Origin of the sequence: Neotamlana sedimentorum, assembly GCF_000943565.1 — a bacterium.
GTDB classification, from domain to species: Bacteria; Bacteroidota; Bacteroidia; order Flavobacteriales; family Flavobacteriaceae; genus Neotamlana; species Neotamlana sedimentorum.
Window position 1 is genome coordinate 1 of sequence record NZ_JTDW01000025.1, and the last position, 13,484, is coordinate 13,484.

Sequence of the window (13,484 nt, forward strand, 5' to 3'; positions counted from 1 at the left end):
ACCTCTAATCTTGAAAATTGTGCCATTTTATAAAATGCTTTAAATTAATAAAGCTGCTATATAAAAAATATAACAGCTTTATTAGAATTATTTTAATTATCGAGCTACACGACCTGAAGCATCACCACCCATAAGTTTTTCAACTTCGGCTACGGTTGCTAAGTTCGCATCACCTTTAATTGTGTGTTTTAAACATGAAGCTGCAACGGCAAAATCTAATGCATTTTGATCGTCTTCTGGGTATTTTAATAATCCGTAGATTAATCCACCCATAAACGAATCGCCTCCACCTACGCGATCAACGATATCTGTAATTTGGTATTGACGTGTTTCGTACATTTTTTTACCATCGTATAAAACTCCTGCCCACGTGTTGTGAGAAGCAGATATAGATCCTCTTAAAGTAGTAATTACCTTTTTAGCTCTTGGGAATTTCTCCATCATTTGCTTACAAACCGATAAGAAAGCTTCTGCTTTTACGTTGTGTCCTTCAGTTTGTACACTAATACCTTCTGGTTTAATTCCAAAGTGCATTTCTGCGTCCTCTTCGTTACCTAAAACGATATCACAGTAAGAAGTTAATTCTGTCATTACAGCTTCTCGATGTGCATCGTCACAGTATTTCCAAAGTTTAGCACGGTAATTTAAATCGGTTGAAATTGTAATCCCTTTTTCGCTAGCAGCCTTAACAGCTTCTAAACAAACATCGGCAGCACCTTGAGAAATAGCTGGTGTAATACCTGTCCAGTGAAACCACTCTACCCCATCGAAAACAGCATCCCAATCGATCATTCCTGATTCGATTTCAGAAATAGCTGAATGCGCACGATCGTAAACTACTTTACTACCTCTACTTACAGCTCCTGTTTCAAGAAAATAGATTCCTAAACGGTCTCCACCCCATACAATTTTATCTACATTTACGCCACGCTTACGCATTTCCATCATGGCACATTCTCCAATATCATTTTTTGGTAAACGTGTTACAAAATCTACTGGAACCCCATAATTAGCTAAAGAAACTGCAACGTTTGATTCTCCACCACCGTATACAACATCGAAGCTACTCGCTTGCGAAAATCTTAAAAATCCTTGTGGGGCTAATCTTAACATAATTTCCCCAAATGTTACTACTTTACTCATTTATTTATAGTTTGTGTTTTGTGTTTCTCAAAGGTTATTTTAAAAATTAAATACCCAATCCTTGGCCTCCACCTACTTGAATTGTTTCAGCAGTTAAGAATGCCGCAGCGTCACTAACTAAGAAAGAAACAACTGAAGCTACATCTTCAGGTTGACCTAATCTACCCAATAAAATATTGTTTTTCCATGAAGCGAATACTTCTGGTTTCGTAGATTTAATTTGCTTGTGGAAATCTGTATCAATAGTACCAGGAGAAACTGCATTAACACGAATACCATATTCAGCTAAATCTTTAGCTAATGCTCTAGTTATAGCATGCACAGCAGCTTTTGAAGTACCGTAAACACCTGCTCCAGGTCCACCAGCATTCCATCCTGCAATAGAAGTATAGTTAATAATAGATGCATTTTCACCTTTCTTTAAGTAAGGAATAGCAGCTCTAGATGCGAAAAAAGTTGAATCTAAATTTAAAGCCATAACGAAACGGTAAAACTCAGTAGTCATTTCCTCGAATCTAGAACGACCACCTAATCCACCTGCATTATTAATTAAAGCATCAATTCTTCCGTATTTTTCTCCAATTTTTACGATATTTTCTGTTACTTCTTCTTCTTTAGTAACATCAAAACCGTAATATTCGGCAGTAATACCTTCGTCGGTTAATTGTTTAACACGCTCTGCTCCAGCTTCATCTTCTATACCATTTAATATAACGGTATAACCGTCTTGACCTAAACGTTTTGCTACTTGAAAACCAATACCTCCAGTTGCTCCAGTTATTACTGCTACTTTTTTGTTTGAATTACTCATTTTGATTATTTTATATGTTAATTATATTTACTAATGTGATGTTTTCTAACCGGTCCAATATTTTTTATAAAAATGAAAATAGACAATACCCCTAATATTACCGAAACACAAATTGCAACGAATGCTGGTGTATATGAACTTTCTGTAATTTGACCTACAAACCAGTTCATAATCATTGGTGAAACAGCTGCAATAGTACCAGCCAATCCTGCTAGAGTTCCTACTGAAGGCCCACTAAATAAATCACTAGAAATTGTTTGAATATTGCCAATAGCAAACTGAAAACCAAATAGTGCTAAACCAGCTAGATAAATAAAGGTCATAAAGTTATCTTCACGTACTAAAGTAATAATACCTACAAAGGCTAAAAGAATTAAAATTCCTCCTATTGAAATAGTTATTTTTCTTGAAATATTAACTGAGTACTTTTTCATTAAGTATCCTGTAAACATACCTCCTAAAATACTTCCTACTGCAGCCATTAAATAAGAAATCCAGATAGTTTGTGTTTCTTTAATATTAAGACCAAATCTATCGGCAAGGTATAGCGGCATCCAACCTACAAAAAACCACCAAATAGGCTCTATAAAAAACCGACATAATAAAACGCCCCAAGATTCTTTATGGCTTAGTATTTGTTTAACACTTAACCCTTTTGGTTTGTCCTTGTCTTCCTCCTCATCATCAATTCTATCATTTAAAATTAAATCACGTTCTTTATCTGTAATCCAAGCATGATCTTCTGGTTTTGCTTTGTTAATAAATAACCAAGGAATTACCCAAAGCATACCAACTGCACCCAAAATAATATAAGTTGTTTTCCAACCAAACTGTGTATATAAAAACACAATTACAAACGGGGCTATAACATTTCCTATCGATGCTCCTGCATTAAATATACCTTGAGCCGTTGCTCGCTCTTTTATTGGAAACCATTCCCCATTACTTTTTACTGCTCCTGGCCAGTTACCAGCTTCTCCTAAACCTAATAAACCTCGAACTACAGAAAGTGACACTAAACCTCTTGCAAATGCATGAAATACAGAGGCTACCGACCATACAATAATTGACACGGTAAAACCAAGTCTGGTTCCAATTACATCGTAAAGTTTACCAGAGGCAAACTTACCTATAGCATATGTAGCCATAAAAATATTAAGCATAATAGCGTAATCGGAATTATCCATTCCTAAATCTTCACCCATTTCTGGCCAAAGAAGCGCAAAAGCTGTTCTATCTATATAATTAATAACTGTTGCTAGAAAGATAAGTCCAATAATCCACCAGCGTAATCCTTTTAATTTCATAATACAATAAGTTTAGTTTATAAGGTTAAATAATTAGTTTCTGTATTTTTTTAAAGCTTAATTATAGTTTAAACAATGTTATATTATTTTTTAAGTTTTACTGGCACTTTAAAGCACCAGTAAAACTTGAATTTGACTTTATACAAACAGAAAAACTAAATTATTGATTGTAAAAGCTTGTAGGTTATAAATCTTAATTAGTAAGATTAGGATTTCGGTCTATTTCATCCTGAGGAATTGGTGTATCGTAATCTTCTGATGCATTCCAATCTGGTTTATCGCCTTCATAACCGGAGGCACTAAATACAACATCTCCTAATTGTCTTCTTTTAATATCATACCATCTTTTACCTTCAAAAGCTAATTCTATTCTTCTTTCTTCTAAAACATCATCAACCGTTATAGAAGTTAAATCTGCAGGCACACTACTTGCAGGAACAGTTTCTTCGACATATCCTCCATTGGTAGAGTTACCTCCATTTCTAGCTCTTTCCCTTACTTCATTCAGAAAATCTACAGCGTCTGCTGCTCCTATTTCAACACCTGCTTCAGCAGCAATTAATAATACTTCAGCATAACGAATCATTGAATAATTATGACTTGTAGCTCTTTTATTACCACGAGCGTATGGCCCTGGGTAACGTGTATATTTAGCAATGTATGGCTGGTTTGCAGCATCACCATGACCACTAATGGTAAAGTTTGTATAATCAACAGTTGTACCACCTATGGTTGCTTCTGTTTGGAAACTAACACGAGTACGGTAATCGTCTGGATCGAAAGAATCGTAAACAGCCATTGTAGGTACAGCTACCGACCAACCTTGATCGTCGTCGTCACCTCTAATTCCTGTCATTGGAGCGGTTTGATCGTAGGCATTGTTTGGCGCTTCCACATTATTATAATCTAAAGCAAAGATAGGCTCTTTTGAAGCATCGATTAAGTTAGCGTTAAACAAAGTTTGAAAATCTGGATCTAAATCAATGTCGTAGGTTCCTTTATTAGTAATAACTTCTTTAGCTTTATCGTAGGCCATTTGAAAATAAGTAGCATCACTAGTTCCTGCCATTGTTAAATACACTAATGCTAAATAAGATTTTGCAGCAGCTTTAGAAGGCTTGGCTCTTGTAGAAACTGTATTTGGCAACCATTCTTCTGCAAATTCTAAATCCGAAATAATATTAGCATAAACTTCTGCTTCTGGTGTACAGCTTACAGATTTAGCTGAAATATCAGAAATAGGCTCATCGAAATAAGGTACATCTCCAAAAAGTCTAACTAAATGGAAATAGTAAAATGCTCTTGCAAAATAGGCTTGTGCTACAATTGGGTTTAAAACTGACTCCTCTTCATTAACGCCATTTGCTCCTTGAATTACTGTATTAGCAGCAGAAATTCCTAAATAAATTCTCTTCCATGGGTCGTATACCATTTCGTTATCTCCTGTAATGGTATGTGTATTCATTTCAACTCTTCTTGTTTGAGAAGATTGTAAATTTACCATATCAGAGCGAAGCATTAAGGCAATTGATAATTTTCTTCCCCAAATTTCTTCATTTATTGCATGTGTTAACGAACCGTCTATTCCAGCTTGTAAATCTTCAGTTGTTTGAAAATATCCGTCAGGGTCTAGTAAAGCAATAGGAGATTCTTCTAAATCTGAACATCCCATTAAGGCTATACCCATAAATAACAATATATATTTGTAAGTATTCATATTTTTTTTCTTTAAAATTAACAATTAAAATTTCGCACTTAAGCTAAATGTAAAAGATCTAACAGTTGGATAATTTCCAAAATCGAAACCTTTAACTGTGTTACTGCTTGTGTTATTATCTCCCGCAGAACCAAAGTAATTCACTTCTGGATCTAAACCAGAGTAATCTGTAAATGTTAATAAGTTTTGTCCACTAACAGATAGTCTTAATCGCTCCATACCTAATTTTTCTATTATACTGGTATCGAAAGTATAACCAATAGCTAAGTTTTTTAAACGCACATAGCTACCATCCTCGACAAAACGAGAGGACATTTCTCTTGAACTATTATTACCAACTCTTGGTTGATTGGTATTTGTATTTGTTGCTGTCCATGCGCTATTATAATAATCGTAAGTAGTATTAGCATCACCATTGTTTAACTGCACATTAGTCATGTTAAAAATTTGACCACCTTCAGACCCTTGGAAAAAGATATTTAAATCGATATTTTTATAAGTAAACGTATTTGTAAGACCCCAAGTAAAATCTGGGTTAGGATTACCAATAATAGTTCTATCGTCGTTGGTAATATCTCCACTTTCGTCAATATCGTAAAATAATGGATCTCCAGCTACCCCGTTAGGTAACGTTGCAGTTCCGGCTGGTAAGTCTCCACCTTGGTAAACACCTGCATAATCAAAGCCCCAGAATAAGCCCACTTCTTCACCTTCTCTTAACAAACTCGTGTTATTTACACTAAAGTAACTTGGCGCACCATTACGGAAATAATCGTCTCCATTAATAAGCTTAGTAGCTGTGTTTTTATTTTTTGAGAATACGAAATCTGTTGTCCAAGAAAAATCTTCTTTAGAAATGTTTCTGGTGTTTAATGAAATTTCGAAACCTTTATTATTAATTTCACCTGCGTTAGTAATAATGTTACTATTTAATAACCCAAAGTAATCTGGAATACTATTATCTACCATTAACACATCTTTAGTATCGATGTTATAATAATCTAACGATAAAGAAATTGCGTTATTCAATAAACCTAAATCTAAACCAACGTTAGTTTGGTATGATGATTCCCATTTCAAGTTAGGGTTAGCATTTTGGAATGGCGTAACAGCCGCAACGGTTTCTCCATTGCTAGACGCATATAAACTGCTTAAGATGGCTAAAGATTGGTATGCAGGAATAGATTGAGTACCTGTAACCCCGTAACTACCTCTTAATTTTAAGTTTGAAATAACATTGTTATCTTTTAAGAAGTCTTCGTTAGAAACTTTCCAGCCTAATGCAGCCGATGGGAATGTTGCATATTTTTCGTTTGCTGCGAAACTAGACGATCCATCACGTCTTACGGTTGCAGTGAACAAGTATTTATCGTCGTAATCAAAATTAACTCTACCAAAAAACGATTGAATTTCTCTTTCGTTAAAATAAATATCGCCACCTTCACCATTAATTAAATTGGTAGCAGTATATAGTCCGTAGTAAGAAAACGAATCTCTAATAGTTCCTGTGCCTTCAGAATAAGACCCTTTGTTTGTAGTTTTTTGAAAAGAGTAACCTCCTAATAACGTTAAAATACCTTTACCTATTTCTTTATTATAGGTTAAATAACTCTCGGTTAAAACACTATTTGTTTTATCTTCATCAATAATGGCTCTACCATTTACACCAGAAGCGGTAACAATTAAAGTTCTAGGCATGTAAATACCTCTAAACGTATTACGTGAGCTTAAACCAAAGGTAGTTTTAAAAGTTAAGCCTTCTAAAATATCGTAATTAGCAAAGAAATTTGCTCTAAAGTTTTCAATTTCAGTATCGTCGTCTCTTTGTGTTGCCACAGCCCATGGGTTATCTACAGGATCTCCAATTAAATCATTTGTAGAGAAATTACCATTGGCATCGTAAATTCCTTTATTCGGATCGAAACGCATCGCTAAAGAAACTACATCGTCTCCACCAACTGTCACAGAACCGTTTGATTGTGTAGTAACACCGGCCTTTTGACTAACATTAGTTGTTAAGTTGGCTCCTAATTGCAATTTATCTGTAACCTGGGCATCTAAGTTAGCTAAAACAGAAACTCTTTCGTAATCTGAATTAATTAACACACCATCTTGTTGAAAATACGTTCCTGATAAATAAAATTTCATTTTTTCAGAACCACCTGAAACAGAAAGTTGGTGGTTTTGTGTGTTACCCGTTCTGTATATTAAATCTTGCCAATCGGTATCAAAATCACCTCTTACATATGGTGTTGGCGTGTTACCATTTGTTAATGCTACATTTTGTCTAACAGCGTTTTGGTAATCGGTAAAATCATCAGCATTTAATAAATCTAATTTATTAGCCGTACTTTGAATTGAGTAATTCGAGTTTACTTCAATATTAATTTTTCCAGAACGACCTTTTTTAGTTGTAACCATTACAACACCATTAGCTCCTTGAGAACCATAAATAGCTGTTGCAGATGCATCTTTTAAAACTTGAATAGATTGGATATCTCCTGGTTGAGGCATTGAAGCTCCAACGAAACCATCAACAACAATTAAAGGTGCACTACTCGCGTTAATAGAAGTATTACCACGAATACGCACACTTATAGGCGCTCCTGGCTCACCACCATTATTAGATTGTACATTTACACCCGCAGCACGACCTTGTAACGCTTGTTCTGCGTCAAGAACTGGAAATGCAGTTAATTCATCAGCCTTTACTGCAGAAACAGAACCTGTTAAATCACTTTTTTTACGAGCACCGTAACCTACTACTACAATTTCTTCTAATTCTGCTAAATCTTCACTTAAAGATACATTTAATGTAGATTGATCTCCAATAGTTATAGATTTTGTTACAAAACCAATATAAGAAAACTGAATCACATCACCTTTCTTTACAGAAATTTGGTAATTTCCGTCAAAATCGGTTGTTGTTCCATTCGTAGAATTTTGCACGATAACATTTACACCTGGAATGGGAACGTTATCCGTAGCCGAAACCACCGTTCCTTTAATTGTAATTCCGCTTTGAGCGAATAACATCACACTAGAAAACAGTGTTAATAAAGTTAGTTTAATTTTTAAATTCATAATTAGTCTTTTTAGTTTAATTTTAGGACGTTTTCAGTGGTTTTCTACGCCCTTTTAATTGTTTCAACCAAATACTTAATAAGGATTTTTTTCTTGACATCTTTATTTTGTATCTAGAAATACACACACGTAAAGTTTTACTTTACGTTTTTCCAGAAAATCAAAGTCTTTCCGGTTTTTTAATCTCACTCGTTTACATCATATTTAGTTTAATTTATTTAAAGTTATACAGTGTTTTATTTAATTAAAATTGGTTATTCAAACTGGTAAACCAATTTGGTTTTCCAAATATATGCTTAATTTTATTTAAAAACAATAATTTATTAATTAATATTATTAGCCTTATGAAGTTAGTAATTAAGATTTAAGACCATTTGAAGCGGAAGTCCCCTACTATAACATTCAAATAACGAGTTTAAACTATACTAGTACATTAATGTTAATTTTAAATTTTGTTCTGTGATGATACTTCCAGAATTTATAATAGTATTGTTAACCGCTGAATTGTTTTTAGCACCCCACAATAAGGCTACTAATTTTACTGGATTACTTTTAAATGTATTGTCTATTAACGTCACATTTACAATTCCTCGATGATTTATCAAAATGCCATTTTTTTCTTTACCTCCGGAATTTATAAACACAGAATTTTCAACTATTAAGTTCCCTCCAATTGTAGATTCGTCGTAGCCACCACGATAATAATCAATAACGTTTTGTTTAACATTGTTAAACTCGCAGTTTTTTATTGTTAAGTATTCAGTATTGTAGTCTCCTTTGTCATTTATTTCCTCAGATAATTCTAAACCATTTTCACAATTTAAAATGGAAGTATTTGCAAAAGTAATATGTTCGGCAAAAGCTTGTTTATATACTTTCAAAGCAAAATTGAAACCTCGAATTGCTGTATTGTTTACATTTAAACCAAAGTGAGTAAACATGTTTTCTTTTAAGGAGGCAAAGGCTTTCGTCGAGTTATTACCTTGTAAAACTAATCCGTCTACATTCAAAAACCCTTTTGGATGAAGCTCAAAAAGCGCAGTACCAGTTTCGCCATTATAATTTATAATAGTTTCACCCTTTGTTTTTGCCTTAACGGTTATAGCTTTTGAAATTTCCAATGAATTTAAAACTGAATAGCTTCCTGCACTCAACAAAATTACATCTCCATTTTGTGCTTCATCAATTTTTTTCTGAATATCTTCTCCTGGACCAACTTCAAAAGTCTGAACTTCACTAGTATTTTGTTCTTGTGAAAACCAAGATGGACCATATTTAGATTTATCCAATATTTCTGGATTAATCGCTTCGGTAGAAACAAAAGCACCAATATTATTATTTGAAGCTCTTGAATTGCCAAATAAATCTTCAGTGATCTTATCAAAATCAAAACCTACGTATGGTTCAACATTTAAACTTTCAGTAGGAATATAAATATTTTCAGAAATAGCTTTAACTTCAAAATTTGAAGCCGATAAACCTTCTACTGCATTAAAATATCCGCCTTGATTATTGATTGCATTACTTTTAAACGTTACGCCTTCAATTTTATCGTGTGTCACAACAATTAAACTATCTGCTTTAGAATTATATACAGTATTATTCGCAACTATTGTTCTAATTGGAATTGCCGAACGAATTTCGGATGCTGGCAATACATCTTTTTGATCGGTATTTACTCCTACTCCAAATTGCCATGGCGACTTACAATTTACATACGAATTGTATGCCACTACAACATCGGTAACTTGGTTATACCTGTTTTGAGGAGATTTTGGAATACCATTCATTACAGCTAACGGACTTCTAAAACTTTCACCAATTAAATTGCAGAAATAATTATTAATTATGGTATGCCCTGTGTTAATAACACGAATACCACCTATATTTTTATTTACGCCATCTCCAATAAAATAGTTACCTTCAATAGTACAGTAATTTCCGTGTCTGGTTACCAAAGACCCTTCACTTTTATAAAACACATTATTTTTAAACTGATTGAAGTTTGTTTTGCTAGAAATAATCTCGACCTCACCATTACACTCTTCAAATAAATTATTTTCTACTAAAGTGTAGCTTGGTGCCATAGACGTATAACTATCGCCTAATTGAATAGTTTCACCACTTGCACCACCTTTTGGAGGGCGAGGTCCAAAATGATTATTAATAATTCTGTGATGGTTATTAATGTGCTCATTTCCTTTTAAATCGATTCGAATAGTTGGTCCGCGATTTGTTTTTCCTCCAATATAACAATTGCTTAACGTATTATGTCTTCCCCAGAATTGCACCCAACGATCGGAATCGTCGCGTTCCATTTTATTAAAATCTTCAATTACACTGTTTGTTAGAGTACAATGGTTACCAATATGCTCATCATCCAATTTAAAATCTACTACATTTCCTTTAGCATAACCTCCTTTAAAATGAAGTCCGTCTACAACTAAATAATTACCTCCAAATTTTAATTGTGATACTCCCGAAATAATAACACCACCTGGCGTTTCTGCTTTAATAGTTATAGGGTGATTTTCAGTACCGTTTGCCTTAAAATTTATTTCCAAATTTTCCCAATTACCATTTTTTAATATAATTACATCGTCCGGCTGCGCATGATCTATAGCATCATTAAGTTCTTCAGAATTATTTACAACAAGGTTTTTTTGAGTGTTTTTTGATGTTTCACAAGAAAAAAATAAAACAGAAACAATTAAAAAGACATAAAATTTACTCATAATTATAGTTTAGTTTTTTTGGTTTTCCAAACTGGTTAACCATTCTGGTTTTCCAAAAGTAATGTTTTGACTTTTAATTCCAAAATTATAACTGTTAATTATTTATCGCCTCTACATATAGCATAAGTTCTTATTCTTTAAAAAAATCATTTCACATTAAAAAAATTACTATTTTTACAAACCAGAACAGAACAGAACGGATAGTGGATTTATCAATAGATTTAAACATAGAATTACCAAAATACCAACAGCTAGTTAACGCCGTTAACGATGCCCTTGCTAACAATACATTAAGCAGTGGCGATGCCTTGCCATCAGTAAATAATGTTTGTAAAGATTATCACTTATCTCGCGATACTGTTTTTAAGGCCTACTCCATTTTAAAAGATAATGGTGTTATAGAATCGGTACCTAACAAAGGCTATTTTATTGCAAACGATACACGTAAAGTTTTGTTAGTGCTCGATACTTTTAAGGCCTATAAAGAAGTTTTGTACCACGCTTTTGTAAAAAACTTACCTAAAAAAGTAATCGTCGATGTACAATTCCATCATTATAACATTAATAATTTTAAAACCATTTTAAATAACGGAAAAGGCAAATATTACAAATATGTTGTAATGAGCTTTAACCATAAGGAGGTTCCAAGCGTACTTTCAGATTTTGATAACGACAAGCTATTATTAATCGATTGGAATATTCATGCTAAAAAAAGCAACAATTATGTATTTCAGGATTTTGGTAACGCTTTCGCAGAAGTTTTAAAAGAAGTGCTACCAGCGTTACAGAAATATAAACGCTTTGTATTAGTATATCCAACGTTTACCTATCATCCTGTCGAAGCTGTTACTCATTTTAAACAATTTTGCAAAGCTAAAAGAATAACATATAAAATTGTTACAGATATTAATGAATTTGAAGTAAAAAAACACGATGCATATTTAAGTGTAAGCGATCGGGTTTTGGGTATGTTTTTAGAACAATGCCGAAATAAAAACCTAGAACCGGGAACAGATGTTGGTTTTTTATCTTACAACGAAACACCAATGAAGCCCTTTATTTACAAAGGTATTTCGGTTATTTCAACCGACTTTAAAGCCATGGGAAACCTTGCGGCTTCATTTATAAACCAAGAACAATCAATACAAAAATTTATACCAACTAAACTTATTTTAAGAGACTCATTATAATGTATTATTTAGGATTAGACATAGGAAGTTCTTCAATTAAAGCTGCTTTGGTTAACACCAAAACCAGTAAAAGCATTGCTGTTGTGCAAGAACCAAAACAAGAAATGGACATGTACGCCAAAAAAAACGGTTGGGCCGAACAAGACCCAGACCTTTGGTGGCAACATGTTTGCAACGCTATTACCCGTTTAAAAAGTGAAAACAACGTTACTAACGAACAAATTGTTGGTATAGGTATTTCGTACCAAATGCATGGTTTGGTGGTTGTAGATAAAGCAGGTAAACCATTACGAAAAAGTATTATTTGGTGCGATAGTAGAGCGGTTGAAATTGGTAATAACGCGTTCAAATCTATAGGCGAAAATACTTGTAATACCAACTTGCTAAATTCTCCGTCAAATTTTACGGCATCTAAACTAAGCTGGGTAAAACAAAACGAACCCGAAGTTTTCGAAAAAATTCACAAGTTTATGTTACCAGGAGATTATATTGCCTATAAATTCTCCAACACCATAAATACCACAATTTCAGGATTATCTGAAGGTGTTTTTTGGGATTTTAGTAAAGACGATATTGCCGATTTTTTATTAGACCATTATGGCATTCATAAAAACTTAGTGCCCGATATTGTTGCTACTTTTGGTAAACAATCTGTTGTAAATGAAGCTGGAGCTAAAAGTAGCGGATTACTAGCCGGAACCCCAATTTTTTATAGAGCTGGCGACCAACCCAATAACGCCCTATCTTTAAATGTTTTTAACCCTGGTGAAGTCGCTTCAACTGGTGGAACTTCGGGTGTAATTTATGCGATCACTAATAACTTATCTGTAAAAGAAAGCTCTAGAGTAAACAATTTTGCTCACGTAAATTATTCAAAAGGAGATGAAGCACGCATCGGGAAATTACTTTGTATTAACGGTGCAGGAATTCAATATAGATGGTTGTTAAACAATCTCGCTGTTGAATCTTATGAAGACATGAACCAACTTACCAACAATATTCCTGTTGGTAGCGATGGCGTGTGTATAATTCCGTTTGGCAATGGTGCAGAACGTATGCTAAACAATAAAGATGTAGGTACGCGTATTTTAAACCTTAACCTCAACAATCATAATAAAGGGCATTTATGTCGTGCTGCATTAGAAGGTATCGCGTTTTCATTTGTATATGGCATGGAAATTTTAAAGTCCGATGGTATAAAACCAACCGTTATACGTGCCGGAAACGATAATTTATACCGCTCAGAAATTTTTGCAAATACCGTAGCAACCTTAATTAATCAAGACATTGAAATTTACAACACAACCGGAGCTATTGGAGCCGCTCGTGCAGCGAAATTGCATGAAGGCGATTTCGAAGGTTTTGGTAAAGGCATTATGGAAAACGACTATGTTATGACATATAAACCTTTAAAAGATAACACCGCTTATAAAGAAGCTTATAACAATTGGAAAAACGAATTAGAAATTATATTAAAAAACAATAACTAAATTTTAA

General features: G+C 33.7%; 8 protein-coding genes. 2 read left to right on the forward strand and 6 right to left on the reverse strand.

Annotation, left to right across the window (positions count from 1 at the left end; all coding sequences use genetic code 11):
- Nucleotides 1-96: 96 nt before the first annotated feature.
- The 6 genes from PW52_RS16440 to PW52_RS16465 form a co-directional block, all read right to left on the reverse strand.
- A complete protein-coding gene (locus tag PW52_RS16440) occupies nt 97-1,143 on the reverse strand; it encodes a sugar kinase (RefSeq protein ID WP_044634079.1) in 1,047 nt (348 codons plus the stop codon).
- A 46-nt stretch (nt 1,144-1,189) separates the two neighbouring features.
- Nucleotides 1,190-1,954, reverse strand: coding sequence for an SDR family NAD(P)-dependent oxidoreductase (locus PW52_RS16445; protein ID WP_044634080.1), 765 nt, complete (start codon nt 1,952-1,954; stop codon nt 1,190-1,192).
- 17 nt (nt 1,955-1,971) lie between these two features.
- Nucleotides 1,972-3,261, reverse strand: a complete 1,290-nt coding sequence (locus PW52_RS16450) for an MFS transporter (RefSeq protein WP_044634081.1) — start codon at nt 3,259-3,261, stop codon at nt 1,972-1,974.
- Nucleotides 3,262-3,454: 193 nt separating this feature from the next.
- Complete coding sequence (locus PW52_RS16455; RefSeq protein WP_044634104.1) at nt 3,455-4,978, reverse strand: RagB/SusD family nutrient uptake outer membrane protein; 1,524 nt, start codon at nt 4,976-4,978, stop codon at nt 3,455-3,457.
- A 24-nt stretch (nt 4,979-5,002) separates the two neighbouring features.
- Nucleotides 5,003-8,062, reverse strand: a complete 3,060-nt coding sequence (locus PW52_RS16460) for a SusC/RagA family TonB-linked outer membrane protein (protein WP_044634082.1) — start codon at nt 8,060-8,062, stop codon at nt 5,003-5,005.
- A 425-nt stretch (nt 8,063-8,487) separates the two neighbouring features.
- A complete protein-coding gene (locus tag PW52_RS16465) occupies nt 8,488-10,797 on the reverse strand; it encodes a chondroitinase-B domain-containing protein (RefSeq protein WP_044634083.1) in 2,310 nt (769 codons plus the stop codon).
- A 203-nt stretch (nt 10,798-11,000) separates the two neighbouring features.
- Here PW52_RS16465 and PW52_RS16470 point away from each other — a divergent pair, with 203 nt between their 5' ends.
- Entirely contained in the window at nt 11,001-11,987 is a 987-nt protein-coding gene (locus tag PW52_RS16470) for a GntR family transcriptional regulator (protein WP_117584400.1), read from the forward strand.
- On the forward strand, nt 11,987-13,477 hold the full coding sequence (locus tag PW52_RS16475) for a xylulokinase (protein ID WP_044634085.1): 1,491 nt from the start codon (nt 11,987-11,989) through the stop codon (nt 13,475-13,477). Before PW52_RS16470 ends, PW52_RS16475 begins: the two co-directional genes overlap by 1 nt.
- Nucleotides 13,478-13,484: the final 7 nt, after the last annotated feature.